Raw genomic sequence first — 17,302 nt, 5'->3', positions numbered from 1 at the left:
GCGATGCACAATCCGAATGCTGTAAACGCCCCCGTCCAGACGTCCCAGCCGCCGCGCCTCGGTGAAGAAATCCTGCGCGTCGATCATGTCTGCCGCGGCTTCAACAAGACGCAGGGCGAGCTGCTCGTGCTCGACGACGCGAACCTGTCGCTGCGCGAAGGCGAGATCGTCGGCCTGCTCGGCCGCTCGGGCTCGGGCAAGTCGACGCTGCTGCGGATCATCGCCGGGCTGATCGAGCCGACCGGCGGCGAAGTGACCTATCTCGGCAAGCCGCTGCGCGGCCCGGCCGAAGGCGTCGCGATGGTGTTCCAGACCTTCGCGCTGTTCCCGTGGCTCACCGTGCTGCAGAACGTGGAGGCCGGGCTGGAAGCGCTCGGCGTCGGCGCGCGCGAGCGGCGCGAGCGTGCGCTCGCCGCGATCGACCTGATCGGTCTCGACGGCTTCGAGAACGCGTATCCGCGCGAGCTGTCGGGCGGGATGCGCCAGCGCGTCGGTTTCGCGCGCGCGCTCGTCGTCGATCCGACCATTCTGCTGATGGACGAGCCGTTCTCCGCGCTCGACGTGCTGACGGCCGAGACGCTGCGTACCGATTTGCTGGACCTGTGGACGCAGGGCCGCATGCCGATCAAGTCGGTGCTGATCGTCACGCACAACATCGAGGAAGCGGTGTTCATGTGCGACCGGATCCTCGTGCTGTCGTCGAACCCCGGCCGCGTGATCGCCGAGATCAAGGTGCCGTTCAAGCACCCGCGCAATCGTCTGGACCCGGCGTTCCGCAAGCTCGTCGACGACATCTACGCGAAGATGACCGCGCGGCAGACCGGCGAGGCGACGAAGAAGGGGCTCGAGCTCGGCAGCTGGCTGCCGCAGGTGTCGACCAACCTGATGGCCGGCCTGATCGAGACGCTCGCGATGGCGCCGTACCACGGCCGCGCGGACATGCCGGAAATCGCGCGCACGCTGCATCTGGAAGTCGACGACCTGTTCCCGATCGCGGAAGTGCTGCAGTACCTCGGCTTCGCGGACGTGCGCGAAGGCGACGTGTTCCTGACGCCGCCGGGGCGCGTGTTCGCGGAATTCGGCACGCAGGAGCGCAAGCTGATGTTCGCGGATCACCTGCTGAAGCACGTGCCGCTCGCCGCGCGGATCAAGAAGGTGCTGAACGAGCGCCCGGGCCATCGCGCGCCGCGCGTGCGCTTCGAGCAGGAGCTCGAGGATTTCCTGTCGGACGGCGCGGCCGAGGAAACGCTCGACGCGGTGATCGACTGGGGCCGTTACGGCGAGATCTTCTCGTACAACGACCAGACCGAAATCTTCAGCCTCGAGGACGTCGAGTCCTGATGTTGACAGGGCGATTCCTGCACGTCCCGCTGGAGTCGCCCGGATGCCCCCAAGCGGGTTGATTCGGCCGCTGCGGGCCAAGGGCCCGTGGCCCGCCCTGGCGTTCGCAATGGGCGCCGGTCCCCATGGACACCCGCCTGGCGGATCGTGCTCCTGCCGGAAGCGCCGCGGATGGCGTTCGCCGAGGATGTCGCGCCCGGTTTCACGCTTCGGCGCTCACGCTTCGTTCACTTTCGCCGCCGTCCTCCCCCTTCAACACGCGTTTAATGCCGGATCGGTGCGGTGTGCTTCAATCGGCGCGCGAGCGCGCCCGCCCGTCAGCAACTGATATCGGGGATCGATCAATCGATCGACAGCGGCCGTTTTTCGGCGCCGACTACTAAATGCCGACAAGCGCTTATGAATTTCCCTACGGTTTGATATATTTGGCGCCACCGAGGCGGCTGAGAGCGCCTTGGTGGTGCGATAGCGTCCAGATCGCGGCGGGTCCGCCCGATAAAAAAGAACGAGGTTAATGATGAGTTTCGCAGCAAACGGAAACCCTGACGGAATGGGAGGGGGCGGTGCGGCCTTGGCCGGCGGTTTGAGCAACCTGGGTTCGCTTGCCGGCATGGCGGGCCAACTGGGCGCGCTGACCGGTATGCCGGGCGCGGGGCTGCTGGGCGGTGCCGCGAGCGCGGTGCAACTGGCGCAAACCGGCTTGTCGCTGATGGGCAAGGCCCCCGAATCGATCGCCGAGGCCATCAACGGCCTGACGGGCGCGCTTCCGCGCCTGACCCAGGACAATCGCTTCATCACGATCGAAACGCCGCTCGGCCCGGACGTGCTGCTGGTCAGCGCGGCGGTCATCGACGAGCACGTCAATCAGCTGACTGAAACCCATCTCGACCTGCTTTCCCATCGCAACAACATCGAACCGCAGGAAATCGTCGGGCAGCGAGTCAAGATCACGCTCGAGCCGCAGAGCCGCAATTTCAGTCTGACGCGCGTCGTGACGTCGGCGGCGGATACCGAGACGAAACGATATTTCGACGGTTACGTTGCGTCGTTCGGTCGCGTCGGAAAATCGGGTTCGGTGACCCGCTATGAAATGTCGGTCGTTCCGTGGTTCTGGTTTCTCGCGCGCTCGACCGATTGCCGGATTTTCCAGAACCAGACGCCGCAGGACATCCTGAGCGACATTTTCCGCGAGATGGGTTTTTCGGATTTCGAGTTCACGATGCAGGGCGAACGTCCGAAACTCGAATACATCGTCATGTACGATGAGTCGTACTACAGTTTCTGCTCGCGCCTGATGGAGCAGGAAGGGCTGATCTGGACGATCCGCTACGAACAGGACAAGCACATCCTCGTGATCGGCGACACCAACGCGGTGTTCCAGCCGATTCCGAGCCTGAAGACCATTCCGTACGAAGCCAGCAGCGCCGCCAGCGAGCAGAACGGCATCGATCGATGGGACGAGGCGTTCAGTTTCCGCGTCGGCAAGATCACGTACCGGGACTTCAACTACAACCAGCCGTCTTCGCAACTGATGCATGTCGAGGTGCCGACCGTCAATCTGAAGCACCCGAACATCCAGACGACCGAGCGTTACCAGTTCCATTCGCTGTATGACCACGGCGACGACGGGCAGCGGTACGCGTGCTACGCGATGGAAGCGGAAGAAGCGCTCGCGCATCGTTTCAACGGCGCCGGTCATGCGCACGGGATGACGACGAGCGGGCGCTTCACGCTGGTCAATCACGGCACGTCCGCCTACAACAACAAGGATTTCGTGATCCTTCGCGTGCGTCACCAGGTGGCGAACGACTATACCCAGCAGACGTCGAAACTGCCGTACCACAACACGTTTACGTGCCTGCCGATCGACATCCCGTTCAGGCCCGAGCGGCGTACGCCCAAGCCGCACATGCAGGGTACGCAGTCGGCGATCGTGGTCGGGCCGAAGGGCGAGGAAATTCACACCGACGGCAGCCGGGTCAAGCTGCATTTCCTGTGGGACCGGCGCGGCAAGCTCGACGGTTCCGATTCAATGTGGGTGCGTGTATCGCAACCATGGGCGGGCAAGGGCTGGGGCGGCTCGGCGATCCCGCGGATCGGCCAGGAGGTGCTCGTCTCGTTCAATCAGGGCGATCCGGACAACCCTATCGTCGTCGGCCGTGTGTTCAACGGCGAGTCGGGCAACCCGTATCACGGCAGCGGCGGCCAGACGATGGGGATGCGCAGCCAGACGCATAAGGGCGAGGGCTTCAACGAGCTGCGGTTCTCGGACGTGAACGGCGCGCAGGAAGTCTTTCTGCATGCGCAGAAGGACATGAAGACGATCGTCAAGGATAGCGAATCGCACACGGTGGAATCCGGCGCCCGGAACGTGTCGGTGCTGAAAGGCGACGAAAGCAAGCATGTCGCGGAAGGCAGCCTGTCGGAAAAGATCGCGAAGGCGCGCTTCACGACGGCCAACACCGTCGGCGTGCAGGCGCTCGCCGGCGATGCCGGGCCGGGCAAGCAGAGCTATCAGGCGACGGACGAGATCGAGCATCGGGTCGGCGCGAGCATCGTGACGCTCAAGCCGGACAGCATCAAGCTGTCTCACGGCGCATCGAGCATCCTGATCAATCAGAGCGGCATCTTCCTCGATGGCCCGGTGATTCACCTGAACCAGGGGCTGTTCGTGACGCCCGAGCAGGCGATGGCGATCGAGTGGGCCAATCAGCAGGCGATCATCGCGGCGGGTCTCGCCTCGGCCGATCCGAAGGTGCAGGCCGCGGCACGCAAGCTCCAGGCGACGGTCAAGGCGCAGCAACTGGCCAAGCTCGCGGAGGCCGTGTACACGCCGGGCACGGCGCCGCCGGGATGGAAGAACGTGTCGAACGATCCGGAAGCGTTGAAGAAATTCGGCATGCGACCGCAGGACCTGCAGATTCCCGGCAGCAATTTCGGCGCACAGGTCTATGCGCCCGATCCGGCGGTGTTCGGCGACAGCATGAAGCCGACGCTGGCCTTCAAGGGTACGCAGCCGACGGTCAAGGAGGACTGGTCGAACAACCTCAGCCAGGGGCTCGGCGACAATTCGCCGTACTACGATCGCGCCGTGACCCTCGGCAAGAAGGTCTACGGTTCGGGAAATGCGGGCGGACTCGACCTCACCGGCCATTCGCTCGGCGGCGGGTTGGCGTCGGCGGCATCGCAGGCGAGCGGCGCCGGCGCGACGACCTTCAACGCGGCGGGCCTCAATCCTGAAACGCTGCCGCTGTACGGGGCCACGCCGCGATCGTCGTCGATCACGAACTATCGCGTCGACGGCGACATCCTGACGGGCGCGCAGGAGGGTGGGCTGGGCCCGATCAGCGATGTGACGTCGCAACTGATGCCCAAGGCGGTCGGTGAGCAGATCACCATTCCGGGCACCAGCGTGACGACGGTCCAGCGGCACATGATGGGCCAGGTGACGAGCGGGCTGAATACGACCGTCGCCGAGCAGCAATCGTCGCTGCTGAGCCAACTTCAGGGACATTGATGAAATACAACAAGGTCATCGCCGCGGGCGCGGTTGTCGCGGTAATCGGGTTGTCGTCGCCGTTCTGGTGGCCGACTCATGCACAGGAAACGAAAATGGCAGACTTCAAACGTTACCCGCCCGAAGATTTTTTCACGGGACAGCAACTCGAGCTGGCGCGTGCCATTCGCGACGGGAATCTGGAGCAGGTCAAGGCGCTTGCGACACATACGGATCTCGCTGCGCTGGGCAACAAGAAGGCCAGCCTGTTGTCGTTCGCGGTGCAGGAGGCCGTGCCGGTGAAGACGGATGCGACCAACGTGCGCCTTCAGATCGTCAGCGAACTGGTCCGGGACGGCGCCAAGCCTGAACAGCCGTTCGGCGAGAATGGCGCGAACGTCGCGTATCTGGCCGCGCGGGCCGACACGCCGAACCTGCTGCGGGCATTGCTGGCCGGTGGCATGAGCCCGGATCTCAAGTACGACGGCGATACGCCGCTGCTCTTCGCCACCTGCAAGGACGCGTTGTTGCCGCAAATGCGCGTGCTGGTCGAGCACAAGGCGAACGTCAACCTGCGGGATTCGATGAAGGAAACCGCGCTCTACGAAGCGACGCGCCTGCGGCAGTGGGACGTCGTCGATTATCTGCTCGAGCACGGCGCCGATCCGTCGGTGAAGAACGACAACGGTCTCGCGTACGCGAAAGTCCTCGGCGACGAACTGCAACAGACGCCGAAAGGCTCGCCGCAACTGGGTCGCATCGAAGCCATTCACAAGCGTCTGGTCACGGCCGGCGTACGGTAACGCTGCCGCCTGACGGATGCGTCGGCGGCGCCTGTGTCGCCGGCGAACAGTTTCAATCCGGCGCCTGCTCGAATGAGCAGGCCGAACCGAGAAGAGCATGGCCGAATATCAGATGAACGATGCCGTCATTCAGTTGCCGGCGCACTTCAAAGACAAGACGATCCACCTGTTCACGGTCGACGAAGCAGGAAGCAGCGGATTTACCTTCGTGGTGTCGCGCGCGCCGATGGAACCGGACGACACGGTCGATACGTTCGTGACGCGATTGGTCTCGGAGATGCGCAAGTCGCTGCCGCGTTTCGAGTTGAAGCACCTTGAAAACCGGGAAATCGACGGCGAAACGGCGCGCGAAATCGATTACCAGTGGGTGTCGGAAGGCTCGCCGCTGCATCAGCGCCAGACGGTCGTGATGTCGCCGAAGGCGGGGCGCGAGCGCATGGCGATCAGCTTCATCGGTACCTGTCCGAAGTCGTTCACGGAGGACAAGAGCAAGGAATACAAGAGCCTGCTCGCGGGTGTCGTGTTGGCGCGGCCCGAGCGGGCGGCCTTCGCGCCGACGGCGCTCGGCCAGGACGCGGCCGGCATCGTGTTCGTGCTGCACGAGCCGAGCGCGACGCTGTACGCGCTCACCGGCATGGCCGAACTGTACCGGCACGACGTCACGGAAATGTTCGACGACACCGCGTTCTTCGGCTCGGGCGGCGAGCCGCTGGCGCTGCAGCCTGCGCCGCACGGGCAGCCGGCGTGGCGAGCCGTGGACGGCCGTCAATTCGCGCTATGGACGACGGATTCGAGCGAGCACGCATCGCTGGGCGATCGACTCGGTGAGGTGACGGCGGTGAAGGGCATGGTCGGCATGCAGAACGTCGAGGCCGTGCGGGCTTATCTGACCGCGGTGGCGAACGCAGGCTGACGGGGAGCGCGTGTGGATACATTGCTTGCTGCTGCGCGGTTCGGCGATCCGATCGCGCATACGGCGTCCAAGGGATGGATGATCGCCGGGATGATTGCCGGCGCGGTGATTGGCGCCGTGGCGGTGGTCGCAACCGGCGGTGCGGCGTTGACGGTGATTGCCGCGGTCGCCGCGGGTGCCGCCGCGGGCGGCGGGCTGGGCGAAGTGCTGGGCACGATGTCGTGGGCGCCGCGGCACGTCACCGGAAGCCTGACAAAGGGCTCGCCCAACGTCTTCATCAACAGTCGCCCGGCGATACGGGCCATTTTGAGCCTCGGGCTGTGCAGCGACCACGCGGGCCCGCCGCAGGTGGTCGCGCAGGGTTCGTCGACGGTGTTCATCAACAGCCAGCCGGCGAGCCGCAAGGAAGACCGGATGATGTGCGGCGCGTTGATCAACGACGGATCGCCGAACGTGTTCATCGGTGGCCCGGCGGTCGGGGAGTTCAATCCCGAGATCCCGGCGTGGGTGAACTGGACGATGGCCGCGGTGGGCATTGCTGCCGCGGCCGTTCTTGCGGGGCCGGCGCTGGCGCTTCTCGGCGCGGCCGGCGGTTTTCTTGGCGGCGAAGTTGGCGGGTGGCTGGGCGGAAAGATTTTCGGCGAGGGTTCGGACGGGCAGAAGTGGTCGATGCTTGGAGGAAGCTTGCTGGGCGGGTATGCTGGAACAAAGGGGGGCGTTGGTCTTTTGGGCCGAGCGACTCCGGAAGTTCCGGTGACAGTCAATCCAGGAGAACTATCTGCAGCGCCAGACTATCTCAGCGCGGTATCGAAATTTACCGGGAAGTCGCCGACGGAAATCGAAGGGTTCTACAAGCAAATGAACGATCAAGGTGCAACGTATCAGGATCTTATCGGCAAGGCAGTCGATAAGCATGGTCTGACGCCAGACGAAGCGCACGGGATATTTGGTTACACGACGAAGCTATTCTATCGGGACCTGAATGAGACACTGTTGGCGGGTGGTAGCCCGGAAGCAGAGGGATTGAGTTCTATCATTCAGTCGGGTCTCGACAAGATGCCAAATTCGTCTCCGACGCAATATCGAGGATGGCGTCTGGGAGATACTGATGCGGTGGCGGAATTCGATGCAAGGTTTGCTGAGGGGAAAACGGTTGAGTCAAATTTCTGGTCGACTGCACCATCCGAAGGTGACGCTTATGTTGGCGACCGGAATGTTGTTATTTATACAGATAAGGCGAAAGATATTTCGGATCTTGCGTTCGGAGTACATTACCACGGTCTGATCGGGAAGCCGGTTTATTCATCAGAAACGGTGATACCTCCAGGTGTGAAGTTTGAGGTGGTAGGGGTGGATGAATTCGGACGAGTTATTTTGGAGCAATTGTGATGTTGAAGCGGGACAGACTACCTTACTCCTCGCTACCTTCAGCATTGAGAGTGTTGATTCCCGAGGCCATTTTTTTGAAGGCGTTCGAGAATGCAGAGTCTCAAACGATCGTCGTTTGGTATTCCGACTCGAAAATCGGCAGTCAGCATGAGGTCGAATATTCGTCAAAATTGGGGCGTTTTCTGTCACGCAGCGAGCGTGAAGCGCGATTTCCTGCGGAGCGGGAGATTGTTCTGCGGGACGGGATCCGAGTCAAAGTAGGCAATAGACTTGGGGTCCATACCGACGTTCGCTATGAGACGTATACGGCATACGATCCAATTACGTCGTCGAAGCTTGCAGTTGGGGAGCAGATGTTCTTCATGCGGTTTCTTGCTGAAGTCGAGACCGTCGTTCGGCAAGCAATCGAAAAAGCGAAGTTTCCAAGTACTTATGCTGGGTGGAGTCCACTCGAGCGCATTCGCTATTGGGTCGGCGTGCTGTATCGTGCGCGGCGCCAGACCGGGGAGTCGGGCATTAATGAGGATGAGGCCTTCCAGCCTTCTTTGTTGAAGCAGATGAGAGCTGTGGATCCTGGGGTCGATGCCATTCTCGCGGCGGTCCTTGCCGAGTTGAGCCGCATGGAGATGATCAGCCCAGACGTCATGCGGGCCGCGTTTAATCAACGTACGGGCGCATCGATTTGATCGCCCGGCGGATAAGCATGTTGGATGGTCGGTATACCCAGGTTCGCACGAAATTTTCTATGGTTAAATTGAATGACCGATAAGAATCCCGATTTTTCACCGATGCGCATGCGGGCACGCGGATTCGTGTCGCAGGGGCGCATCGAGGATGCGCTTGGACTGTACGGCGACATCCTGAAAGTGGCGCCGGAAGACGCGGCGACGTATGCGGATCGCGGCACGACCTTCGCGATGATCAAGAAGACGGATCTCGCGCTGAACGATCTGAACCGGGCCATCGAGCTGGGGTACACGGACCCATCGGCGTATTGCACGCTCGCGACGATTTACCTCGAAGGCGGTGCCTACCAGAAGTCGCTCGATTACTTCGACAAGGCGCTGAAGCTCAATCCCGACCAGCCTTTCGTCTATTTCAATCGCGCCAGGGCATACGAGACGCTGGGCGATATCAATGCGTCGATCGCCGATCTCGAGCGATGCCTGACTTACAACCCGGACGATGCGCTGTCCGCGAAGATCAAGGAAAGGGTGGCGCAGCTTCGCGCGCGTCTGTAACCACGGCAGGTCGCGAGCACGCAGAGCGCCACGGGCGCCGCGCACGATGACGCGCGGCGCATCGCGCGATTACTGCAAATTCCCCCACCGATCAACGGCCGGCTCCGCCGACGCCCATTTCCAGTGCGTGCCTTGCTGGCACGCATTCGCGAAATACCAGTCGGCCTTGTCGCCGTCCTTCACCGAGAACGCGAATTCCTTGCACAGCGCGAGCGCCGACGAGTACGCGCGCGTGACGCGCACTTCGCCTTCGCCGTTTTCGAGCGGCAGCGTGTTCTTCACCTTCCACGGCTTCACTTCGCCGACGGCGAGACTGCCGGCCGTCTTTGCGATCGCGTCCTGCTGATTCTGATGGAGTTGCTTCATCGTGCGGTTGACGGCTTCGTCGGTCGCGGCCTGCACGGCAATGCCGACGCCGACGCCGACCGCCGGGTTCGCGGTGACGAGGCCGGTCGCCGCGCCGGCCAGCGCGCCGCTGGCGGCGCCGACCGACCCGCAGCCCGACAGCGCGACCGTCGCCGCGCACAGCGCGCCGATCGCCGCGATACGGATCGCGACGCTCATTGCAGCGCGCCCCAGCGTTCGGTCGCCGGTTCCGCCGATGCCCATTTCCACACGGGCCCGTCGCGGCAGATCGTGGCGACGTAGAACGCCGATTGCGCGGCCTTGTCGGCCTTCGCCGGCGTATCGACCGCGAACACGATTTCCTTGCAGTCGAGCGGACCGACGCTGATCATCCGGCTGACCGTCACGCGGCCCTGCTCGTCGTCCTCGATCGGGAACGAATGGTGCGTCGACCACGGCGCGACACCGCCGACGTCGAGCGGCCCGGCCGCCTTCGCGATCTGCTCCTGCGTGTAGCGGTGCGCGACGCGTTGCGAGTACTGGACGCCGGCGCGCGCGCCGGCGACGGCGCCGAGGCCGATGCCCGTCGCGACGGCGGCGTTGTTGGTGACCTTGGAGGCGATCGCGGCGCCCGCGATACCGGCGCCGGCCGTCGCGCCTTCGCTGTACAGCGAATTGCAGCCGGACAGCAGTGCGGCCGTGGCGATCACGGCCAGCACGACGCGCGCCGGCGTGGCCCGGCGCGGCGATTCGAAACGAATGTTCATCCCTGAGTGCAAGTCCTGTCTGGGTGAGCGGCGGCGCGTGCACGCCCTGATGCCGCGTCATTGTTTCGCAATTGTCATAGGAAAACTGCAAAGCTTTGACAAATCGCCGTGCGGCGCGCCGCGTGCGCGCGGGCGGCGTTATTGTCGGATAGATGATCGGCGAGGGGTCGAAACGTTACAAATTGAAGGTAATTGTTACCTTCGGATGCGATCAAGCGACCTAGACTATTTTGCTATGGAATGTTTCTACGACGGCCTCGAGCCGCGCCGCATATGAGACACCCAACCATGCGCCGTTCGAAACGGTTGTCACCCCGGCCCCCCGTCGCGGCGGCCGACCATCCGGAAGTGCCGCCGCGTCCGCGGACCGACGCGCCTTCGGCACCGCCTGCGGGCGCGCCGGACGAGACACCGTCGGACGGCGATCACAACCAGGGCGGTGCTCGCCCGGAAGGGCTCGACTATCAACGCGACCTCGGTCAGGAGCAGGACGCTTGATACGGTCGTCGCCGCATTCCATCGCCGTATTTCATTGCAATTCTCGGAACTGAGTCGCCGCGCGGCCGCCTTCGGGCCGCCGCGCCTGCTTTGGCGTGCGTCGCGCGCCAGCCAATCGAATCGAGGAGGGGAAGTCGCATGAGCAGATTGATCGTGGTATCGAATCGTGTCGCCGCCGGCGAGGACACGCGCCCAAGCGCGGGCGGCCTGGCCGTCGGCGTGATGGACGCGCTGAAGGAAACGGGCGGCGTCTGGTTCGGCTGGAACGGCGAGATCGTCGGGGCGCCGGATGCCGAGCCCGCGATCCAGCGGGACGGCAACGTGACGTATGCGACGGTTGGACTGACCCGGCGCGACTACGACCAGTACTACCGCGGCTTCTCGAACGCGACGCTGTGGCCGGTGTTCCATTACCGCGGCGATCTCGCACGCTTCGATCGGCAGGAGTACGCCGGTTATCTGCGCGTGAACGCGATGCTCGCGAAGCAGCTCGCCGCGCTGCTGCGTCCGGACGACTTGATCTGGGTGCACGACTACCACCTGCTGCCGTTCGCGCACTGCCTGCGCGAGCTCGGCGTGAAGAACCCGATCGGCTTCTTCCTGCACATCCCGTTTCCGTCGCCCGACATGCTGCGCCTCGTGCCGCCGCACGAGGAACTTGTGAAGTTCATGTGCGCGTACGACGTCGCGGGCTTCCAGACCGACGCCGACAAACAGGCGTTCACCGACTACATCGAGCGGCGCGGCATCGGCGCGGCGAGCGAGGACGGGATGCTGCACGCGCACGGCCGCGTCGTGAAGGTCGCGGCCTATCCGATCGGCGTGCATCCCGACGCGATCGCGCAGGCGGCCGTCCAGTACGGCACGCGCAAGCCGGTGAAGATGCTGCGCGAGGCGCTCGGCGACCGCAAGCTGGTGATGAGCGTCGACCGCCTCGATTACTCGAAGGGGCTCGTCGAGCGCTTCCAGTCGTTCGAACGGATGCTCGCGAATGCGCCGGGCTGGCAGGGGCGCGTGTCGCTGCTGCAGATCGCGCCGCCGACGCGTTCCGACGTGCAGACCTACCAGCAGATCCGCGAAACGCTCGAAGGCGAGGCCGGCCGCATCAACGGCCGCTTCTCGCAACTCGACTGGACGCCGATCCAGTACCTGAACCGGAAGTACGAGCGCAACCTGCTGATGGCGTTCTTCCGGATGTCGCAGGTCGGCTACGTGACGCCGTTGCGCGACGGGATGAATCTCGTCGCGAAGGAATACGTCGCGTCGCAGGATCCGGCCGATCCGGGCGTGCTCGTGCTGTCGGAGTTCGCGGGCGCGGCAGCCGAGCTGACCGGCGCGCTGCTCGTCAATCCGTACGACCTGTCGCAGATGGCCGAGGCGCTCGAACGTGCGCTATCGATGCCGCTCGCGGAGCGGCAGGCGCGTCATGAGGAGAATCTCGCGCGGTTGCGCGAGAACGACCTGTCGGTGTGGCGCGACACGTTCGTCGCCGACTTGCGCAGTGTCGCCGCGGCGGCGTCGGTCACGCAGCGCGCGGGCCGGCGGGTCGCGCATGCGTGAGTGCGCGCCGGGCGCCGGCAGCGACGAAGAAACGGCAGGCGATACGGCCGGCCGTTTCTTCGTCGTGACGGGCGGCCCCGGTTCGGGCAAGAGCACGTTGCTCGATGCGCTCGAGCGCGCCGGGTTCGCACGCTCGCAGGAAGCCGGACGCGGCGTGATCCGCGACCAGATGGCCGTCGACGGTCCAGCACTGCCGTGGCGCGACCCGGCAGCGTTCGCCGAGTTGATGCTGGGCTGGGAGATGCGGTCCTACCATCTCGCGCGGCAGGCGCGCGGGCCGGTGTTCTTCGACCGCGGCGTGCCGGACGTGATCGGCTATCTGAAGCTGACCGGATTGGCGGTACCCGCGCACGCGGAAGCCGCGGCGCGGCGTTTCCGCTATCACCGGCGCGTGTTCATCGCGCCGCCTTGGCCCGACATCTATGCGCAGGACGCCGAGCGTCGGCAGGATTTCGCGGAAGCGGTGCGCACCCATGACGCGATGGTCGAGTGCTATACGTCGTACGGCTATCGGTTGATCGAGTTGCCGCGCGTGAGCGTGAAGGCGCGCGTGCGCTTCGTGATGGACGCGCTCGACGCCGCATGACGCCCGACGCGGGTGCGGCGCACGACGGTGTCAGGCCGCCGTGTCCGGCCGCGGCGACGCGATGCGCAGCAGGCTGACGACCGCGGCCACCGCCGCGAACACCGTGGCGACATAGAGTGCGATCGTCGGTCCGCGGTCGGGCGCGAGCCCGAAAATCAGCGCGACCAGCGCGGCGCCGAGCGTCTGACCGGTCAGGCGCGCGGTGCTCAGCATGCCGCCGGCGCCGCCGCTGCGCTCGCGCGGCGCCGACGACAGCATCGCGCGGTTGTTCGGCGACTGGAACAGCCCGAAGCCCGCGCCGCACAGCGCCATCCGCCACACGATGTCGACCGTGCCCGGGTGCGCGCCGATCGTCGCGAGCGACAGCAAGCCGGCGGCGAACAGCGCCAGCCCGATCCCGCCGAGGATGCCGGCCGAATAGCGGTCCGACAGCACGCCCGCGAGCGGCGCGGCGAACACGATCACGAGCGGCCACGGCGTCATGTAGAGGCCCGTCTCGACCTGCGAGAAACCGAGTGAATTCTGCAGCCAGAACGGCAGCGCGACGAACGCGAGCATCTGCGACGTGAACGACGCCGTCGACGTGTAGACCGACAGCGCGAACATCGGGATGCGCATCAGGTCGACCGGCAGCAGCGGCGCGGGCTGCGACAACTGGCGCTTCACGAAGAAGTAGCCGACCACGAATGCGACGGCCAGTTCGGCCGCGACGTACGCATGACTTTCGCCGTGACCGAGCCCGTCGACGGCCGTGATCAAGAGGCCGAACACGCAGGCGTTCATCAGCGCGCTCGCGAAGTCGTACGGCGCGTCGTGCAGCGGGTTGGCCGGCAGCGCGCGCACGCTGCCGAGCACGGCCGCGATGCCGATCGGCACGTTGACCGCGAACAGCCACGGCCACGACGCGAACGACAGGATCGCGGACGCGACCGTCGGCCCGATCGCCGACGACAGCGCGACCACCATCGCGTTGAGCGACAACCCGCGCCCCAGCATCGACGATGGGTAGATCATTCGCACGAGCGCCGCGTTGACGCTCATGATGCCGGCCGCGCCGAACCCCTGGATCACGCGCATCACCGCCAGCATCGGCAGCGAGCCGGCGAGCGCGCAGCCCAGCGATGCCGCGGTGAACAACGCGAGGCCGGCGATGTAGACGCGGCGATAGCCGATGCGTTCGCCGAGCGACGCGAGCGGCAGCAGCGTGATCGTGACCGCGAGCTGGTACGCGTTGACGATCCAGATCGACGCGGCGTCGGACGCGTGCAGGTCGCGCGCGATGGTCGGCAATGCGACGTTCGCGATGGCGCCGTCGAGCACGGCGAGCGTGATGCCCAGGGCGACGCAGACGATCGCCCAGTAGCGTTGCGGAAGCGGCAGGCCGGTATCGGCGTTCATGACGGGAGCGAGAGCGTGGTTGTCCGCGCGCCCGCGGGCCGGTTGCGTGCGCAACCATGTGCAGGGGCGGCGGCGATGAACGGCCCGGCCGGCGCGGCTGCGCCGGAACGGGGCCGGTCGAGTGTATCACCGGGCCGCATCGCGCGACGCCAGGTCGCGCGGGGGCCTGCTGGCGCGCGCATTCAGCCTTCGAAGTCGAGACCGCCGAGCCGCACGAGCGGGTCGCCCTGCGTGCGCGACGCGAGATCGATGTCGCGTGCGCTTTGCCATGCGCTCAGCTTTTTCGGCAACGCGGCGAGATAGTGCTCGAAGCGCTGCGGGCCGTCCGGCTCCATCAGCCGCTCGATTTCGTCGGTGTCCCAGGTCAGTTCCAGGTTCAGCGGATACACGAAGCCGCTCACGTGCTCGTGCGGCGCGCTGCGGATCTGCACGCGCGTCGGGTGCCCGTGCCCGCCATAGGGGACGACGTCGGTCTGAACGTGATCGGCGAAGAATGCGGCGATCGCCTGCGCGATGCGCGGTGCGAATTCGGTATCGAAACGGCGGGCGGTTTCGGGCTGCATGAAGGCGTCTCCTGTCTGCCGAAAATCGTAGCACGGCGACGACGCGTTTCGGCGCGAGCGATACCGGTAATCGCGCGTTACCACTTGCTGCATCTATTACGGCCGCGTCCCGCCACAATGCATCGCATCCAGTACCACTTCGCGTGGGAGTCCATCATGAAAAAGATTGCCGCAGTGTGTGTCCTTGCCGGTTCGCTCGCGGTCGCGGGCCCGGCGTCCGCGCACGGCCGCGATGGCGGCGCCGTCATCGGCGCATTGATCGGCGGCGCGGTGCTCGGCGCGATCGTGACGTCCGCGATGAATCCGCCCGTCGCGTATCAGGCGCCCGCGTACCAGGCGCCGGCCTATCAGCCGCCGACGTACTACCAGGCGCCCGCGTACCAGCAGCCTGCCTACCCGACCTATCAGCAGGCGCAGTACCAGGACGACGGCCCGAACTATTGCTACGACCGTTACCAGCGCGCGTACGTGTGCGGGGCGCCGGTGCAGGGCGGCTACGCGCGGCCTGCCGGCTGGTGAGCGCGCGCGGGTTTCGGGCCGGTTGGCCGTTACCCGTCGATGCTCGCTTCGCCGGGCCGGACGACGAAAGGCCCTCGCTCGATGCGAGGGCCTTTGTCGTTTTGTGCGGCCGGTTCGTTGGCCGGAGCGATGCGCCGCCGGCCTTCGGCGCGCCGTGCGCGGATACAAACGGTTGCAATTGCGCGTCAGTGGCGATGACCGCCGCCACCGCCGCCTTCGTTCCAGTCGCCGCGGTGTCCGCCGCCGCGGCCCCAGCCGTTGCCGCGGTTGCCGCGATCGCCGCGATCGCCGTCCCAGCGATGGTAGTCGCGGCGGCCGCGATCCCAGTCGCGTCCGCCGCCACCGCCCCAGATATTGACCGTGCCGTACACGGGGGACGGCGCGTACGCATAGCCGGGATCGGAATAGTAAGGCTGCCCGTAGCCGTATCCGGCGTCCGGGGCGACGACGCAGCCGGCCAGCAGGGTGGCGACGCCGGCGGCAGCAATGAGCTTCAGCATGATGTTCTCCGTTGGTTCCGCTATAAGTACCGCGCCCGGGGATTGCCGGCTGTTTGCAATTGTGTCGCCAAATTACGGCCTCGTAAGGTCGTGTGACGAAAGTGTTAGCATCGGGGGCTCATTTGTTTTTCAGGAGCACATCAATGAAATTCGCGATCCGGGCCGCGCTGGCCGCCTTCTGCGTGACAACCGCCGCCGCATGCGCGGCCGCGCCGGCCTCCGCGCCCGCCGTGTCGGCCGAGTCGTTCAAGATGTTTCCGCAGGCGGCGACCGGCCAGCAGCGCGTCGTGATCGCGTTGCCCGCGCTCGAGAACGAGGGTGATGCGCGCGTCGAGCTGATGATCGGCAAGACGCTGCAGACCGACTGCAACCAGCAGTGGTTCGGCGGCGAGCTGACTGCCGAGGACGTGAAGGGCTGGGGCTATACGTACTACCGGCTCACCGACGTGAAGGGGCCGGCGTCGACACTGATGGCGTGCCCGGGCCAGGCGCCGCAGCAACGGTTCGTGCAGGTGCGCAGTGACGGTCAACTGCTGCGCTACAACAGCCGCCTGCCGCTCGTCGTCTATGTACCGGACGGTTTCGACGTGCGCTATCGCGTGTGGCATGCGTCGAAAGACGTGCAGCAAGCGGCGAAGCAGTAATCTTTCCTTTCGGCGGTGTCCTGCCGCTACCTATACACCGGCCGCGCTGCTCGTGCCGACGAGCGCCGGCCATGCGGCCAGCGCGGCCTGTGCGACGGCCTCCAGATCGCGGCGGCTCGCGCCGTCGCGCGCCTGGATCGACATGCCCTGCTGGACCGTCACGTAGTAGCGCGCGATCGCGTCGAGGTTCGCGTGCGTTGATATTTCGCCTGCCGCGACGCCTTGCACGAGGCGTTCCCGCAGCGCGTCGACCGTGCCCTCGCGCATCGCGATCAACGTTTGCCGGACCATATCGGAACGTTCGGCCGGATGCAGCGCCGACAGCACGATCAGGCAGCCGGCCGGCTTCGAGCGCCGCGTGAACACGCGTGCGGTATCCATCAGGTAACTCTGCACGGCGTCGCGCGCGCTGGCCGCCCGTTCGACACCGCCCCAGATTTCTCGCCCCTCGGTTGCGCGGTAATGCTCGAGCGCTTGCCGGAACAACGCTTCCTTGCTGCCGAAGGCCGCATACAGGCTCGGCGACGCGATGCCCATCGCGGCCGTCAGGTCCGTCATCGACGCGCCTTCGTAGCCGAGACGCCAGAACACCTCCATCGCGCGATCCAGCGCCGCTTCCTTGTCGAAGCTTCTCGGTCGGCCTCGTTCAGCCATTGCGTCCGTTCCTTCGTCGATATCTGTATCGATCGATAAAATAAATCAATTGACTGTGCGGCGCAACTTCCCACATTCTGTGTCG

At 65.3% G+C, this 17,302-nt stretch carries 18 protein-coding genes; 12 read left to right on the top strand and 6 right to left on the bottom strand.

Going from position 1 to position 17,302, the window contains the following annotated elements; all coding sequences use genetic code 11:
* Positions 1 to 3 precede the first annotated feature (3 nt).
* From J8I33_RS05915 to J8I33_RS05885, 7 genes are all read left to right on the top strand, one after another.
* Complete coding sequence (locus J8I33_RS05915; RefSeq protein WP_006755837.1) at positions 4 to 1,341, top strand: nitrate/sulfonate/bicarbonate ABC transporter ATP-binding protein; 1,338 nt, start codon at positions 4 to 6, stop codon at positions 1,339 to 1,341.
* 517 nt (positions 1,342 to 1,858) lie between these two features.
* Positions 1,859 to 4,858 (top strand): type VI secretion system Vgr family protein, encoded by a 3,000-nt coding sequence (locus J8I33_RS05910; protein WP_209933844.1) that lies wholly within the window; start codon positions 1,859 to 1,861, stop codon positions 4,856 to 4,858.
* Positions 4,859 to 4,953: 95 nt separating this feature from the next.
* Positions 4,954 to 5,640 (top strand): ankyrin repeat domain-containing protein, encoded by a 687-nt coding sequence (locus tag J8I33_RS05905; protein ID WP_244140589.1) that lies wholly within the window; start codon positions 4,954 to 4,956, stop codon positions 5,638 to 5,640.
* Positions 5,641 to 5,737: 97 nt separating this feature from the next.
* A complete protein-coding gene (locus tag J8I33_RS05900) occupies positions 5,738 to 6,553 on the top strand; it encodes a DcrB-related protein (protein WP_209933836.1) in 816 nt (271 codons plus the stop codon).
* Between the two features lie 12 nt (positions 6,554 to 6,565).
* A complete protein-coding gene (locus tag J8I33_RS05895) occupies positions 6,566 to 7,942 on the top strand; it encodes a PAAR domain-containing protein (protein ID WP_209933829.1) in 1,377 nt (458 codons plus the stop codon).
* Positions 7,943 to 7,992: 50 nt separating this feature from the next.
* Positions 7,993 to 8,628: a hypothetical protein gene (locus J8I33_RS05890; RefSeq protein WP_235356304.1), complete on the top strand. Its 636-nt coding sequence runs from the start codon at positions 7,993 to 7,995 to the stop codon at positions 8,626 to 8,628.
* Between the two features lie 72 nt (positions 8,629 to 8,700).
* Positions 8,701 to 9,183 carry a tetratricopeptide repeat protein gene (locus J8I33_RS05885; RefSeq protein ID WP_050017461.1) on the top strand — a complete coding sequence of 161 codons (483 nt, stop codon included), beginning with the start codon at positions 8,701 to 8,703 and terminating at the stop codon, positions 9,181 to 9,183.
* A 69-nt stretch (positions 9,184 to 9,252) separates the two neighbouring features.
* Here J8I33_RS05885 and J8I33_RS05880 read toward each other — a convergent pair whose 3' ends face one another.
* Both J8I33_RS05880 and J8I33_RS05875 read right to left on the bottom strand, forming a co-directional pair.
* Positions 9,253 to 9,747: a hypothetical protein gene (locus J8I33_RS05880; protein ID WP_050017462.1), complete on the bottom strand. Its 495-nt coding sequence runs from the start codon at positions 9,745 to 9,747 to the stop codon at positions 9,253 to 9,255.
* Positions 9,744 to 10,295, bottom strand: coding sequence for a hypothetical protein (locus tag J8I33_RS05875; RefSeq protein WP_050017463.1), 552 nt, complete (start codon positions 10,293 to 10,295; stop codon positions 9,744 to 9,746). Before J8I33_RS05875 ends, J8I33_RS05880 begins: the two co-directional genes overlap by 4 nt.
* 288 nt (positions 10,296 to 10,583) lie before the next feature.
* Between J8I33_RS05875 and J8I33_RS34420 the strand changes: the two genes are divergently transcribed.
* The 3 genes from J8I33_RS34420 to J8I33_RS05865 all read left to right on the top strand — a co-directional run bounded on the left by J8I33_RS34420 (position 10,584) and on the right by J8I33_RS05865 (position 12,939).
* Positions 10,584 to 10,793 carry a hypothetical protein gene (locus tag J8I33_RS34420; protein WP_080334377.1) on the top strand — a complete coding sequence of 70 codons (210 nt, stop codon included), beginning with the start codon at positions 10,584 to 10,586 and terminating at the stop codon, positions 10,791 to 10,793.
* 138 nt (positions 10,794 to 10,931) lie between these two features.
* Positions 10,932 to 12,353: an alpha,alpha-trehalose-phosphate synthase (UDP-forming) gene (gene otsA / locus J8I33_RS05870; protein WP_209926415.1), complete on the top strand. Its 1,422-nt coding sequence runs from the start codon at positions 10,932 to 10,934 to the stop codon at positions 12,351 to 12,353.
* The gene (locus tag J8I33_RS05865; RefSeq protein ID WP_089488721.1) at positions 12,346 to 12,939 is read left to right on the top strand and encodes an AAA family ATPase; all 594 of its coding nucleotides are present in this window, start codon (positions 12,346 to 12,348) and stop codon (positions 12,937 to 12,939) included. The genes otsA and J8I33_RS05865 overlap by 8 nt, the downstream gene beginning before the upstream one ends.
* A gap of 30 nt (positions 12,940 to 12,969) precedes the next feature.
* Here J8I33_RS05865 and J8I33_RS05860 read toward each other — a convergent pair whose 3' ends face one another.
* Together J8I33_RS05860 and J8I33_RS05855 are read right to left on the bottom strand one after the other, a co-directional pair.
* Complete coding sequence (locus tag J8I33_RS05860; protein ID WP_050017466.1) at positions 12,970 to 14,337, bottom strand: MFS transporter; 1,368 nt, start codon at positions 14,335 to 14,337, stop codon at positions 12,970 to 12,972.
* A gap of 182 nt (positions 14,338 to 14,519) precedes the next feature.
* Positions 14,520 to 14,900: a DUF5594 family protein gene (locus J8I33_RS05855; protein ID WP_209926416.1), complete on the bottom strand. Its 381-nt coding sequence runs from the start codon at positions 14,898 to 14,900 to the stop codon at positions 14,520 to 14,522.
* Between the two features lie 117 nt (positions 14,901 to 15,017).
* Here J8I33_RS05855 and J8I33_RS05850 point away from each other — a divergent pair, with 117 nt between their 5' ends.
* The gene (locus J8I33_RS05850; RefSeq protein ID WP_050017468.1) at positions 15,018 to 15,419 is read left to right on the top strand and encodes a hypothetical protein; all 402 of its coding nucleotides are present in this window, start codon (positions 15,018 to 15,020) and stop codon (positions 15,417 to 15,419) included.
* Positions 15,420 to 15,604: 185 nt separating this feature from the next.
* Here J8I33_RS05850 and J8I33_RS05845 read toward each other — a convergent pair whose 3' ends face one another.
* A complete protein-coding gene (locus tag J8I33_RS05845) occupies positions 15,605 to 15,919 on the bottom strand; it encodes a hypothetical protein (RefSeq protein WP_050017469.1) in 315 nt (104 codons plus the stop codon).
* A 143-nt stretch (positions 15,920 to 16,062) separates the two neighbouring features.
* Between J8I33_RS05845 and eco the strand changes: the two genes are divergently transcribed.
* Complete coding sequence (gene eco, locus J8I33_RS05840; RefSeq protein ID WP_209933823.1) at positions 16,063 to 16,563, top strand: serine protease inhibitor ecotin; 501 nt, start codon at positions 16,063 to 16,065, stop codon at positions 16,561 to 16,563.
* Between the two features lie 30 nt (positions 16,564 to 16,593).
* Here eco and J8I33_RS05835 read toward each other — a convergent pair whose 3' ends face one another.
* Complete coding sequence (locus J8I33_RS05835) at positions 16,594 to 17,217, bottom strand: TetR/AcrR family transcriptional regulator (protein WP_050017471.1); 624 nt, start codon at positions 17,215 to 17,217, stop codon at positions 16,594 to 16,596.
* Positions 17,218 to 17,302 lie beyond the last annotated feature (85 nt).

It is taken from the genome of Burkholderia sp. AcTa6-5, from assembly GCF_017815075.1.
GTDB lineage: Bacteria > Pseudomonadota > Gammaproteobacteria > Burkholderiales > Burkholderiaceae > Burkholderia > Burkholderia sola.
This window is presented reverse-complemented; position numbering and strand designations above follow the sequence as displayed.

What these genes read in the sequence shown, in the direction of transcription:
- J8I33_RS05915 (WP_006755837.1), top strand. Translation starts at nt 4, where the DNA reads ATGCACAATCCGAATGCTGTAAACGCCCCCGTCCAGACGTCCCAGCCG.
- J8I33_RS05910 (WP_209933844.1), top strand. Translation starts at nt 1,859, where the DNA reads ATGAGTTTCGCAGCAAACGGAAACCCTGACGGAATGGGAGGGGGCGGT.
- J8I33_RS05905 (WP_244140589.1), top strand. Translation starts at nt 4,954, where the DNA reads ATGGCAGACTTCAAACGTTACCCGCCCGAAGATTTTTTCACGGGACAG.
- J8I33_RS05900 (WP_209933836.1), top strand. Translation starts at nt 5,738, where the DNA reads ATGGCCGAATATCAGATGAACGATGCCGTCATTCAGTTGCCGGCGCAC.
- J8I33_RS05885 (WP_050017461.1), top strand. Translation starts at nt 8,701, where the DNA reads ATGACCGATAAGAATCCCGATTTTTCACCGATGCGCATGCGGGCACGC.
- J8I33_RS05880 (WP_050017462.1), bottom strand. Translation starts at nt 9,747, where the DNA reads ATGAGCGTCGCGATCCGTATCGCGGCGATCGGCGCGCTGTGCGCGGCG.
- J8I33_RS05875 (WP_050017463.1), bottom strand. Translation starts at nt 10,295, where the DNA reads ATGAACATTCGTTTCGAATCGCCGCGCCGGGCCACGCCGGCGCGCGTC.
- J8I33_RS34420 (WP_080334377.1), top strand. Translation starts at nt 10,584, where the DNA reads ATGCGCCGTTCGAAACGGTTGTCACCCCGGCCCCCCGTCGCGGCGGCC.
- otsA (WP_209926415.1), top strand. Translation starts at nt 10,932, where the DNA reads ATGAGCAGATTGATCGTGGTATCGAATCGTGTCGCCGCCGGCGAGGAC.
- J8I33_RS05865 (WP_089488721.1), top strand. Translation starts at nt 12,346, where the DNA reads ATGCGTGAGTGCGCGCCGGGCGCCGGCAGCGACGAAGAAACGGCAGGC.
- J8I33_RS05860 (WP_050017466.1), bottom strand. Translation starts at nt 14,337, where the DNA reads ATGAACGCCGATACCGGCCTGCCGCTTCCGCAACGCTACTGGGCGATC.
- J8I33_RS05855 (WP_209926416.1), bottom strand. Translation starts at nt 14,900, where the DNA reads ATGCAGCCCGAAACCGCCCGCCGTTTCGATACCGAATTCGCACCGCGC.
- J8I33_RS05850 (WP_050017468.1), top strand. Translation starts at nt 15,018, where the DNA reads ATGCATCGCATCCAGTACCACTTCGCGTGGGAGTCCATCATGAAAAAG.
- J8I33_RS05845 (WP_050017469.1), bottom strand. Translation starts at nt 15,919, where the DNA reads ATGCTGAAGCTCATTGCTGCCGCCGGCGTCGCCACCCTGCTGGCCGGC.
- eco (WP_209933823.1), top strand. Translation starts at nt 16,063, where the DNA reads ATGAAATTCGCGATCCGGGCCGCGCTGGCCGCCTTCTGCGTGACAACC.
- J8I33_RS05835 (WP_050017471.1), bottom strand. Translation starts at nt 17,217, where the DNA reads ATGGCTGAACGAGGCCGACCGAGAAGCTTCGACAAGGAAGCGGCGCTG.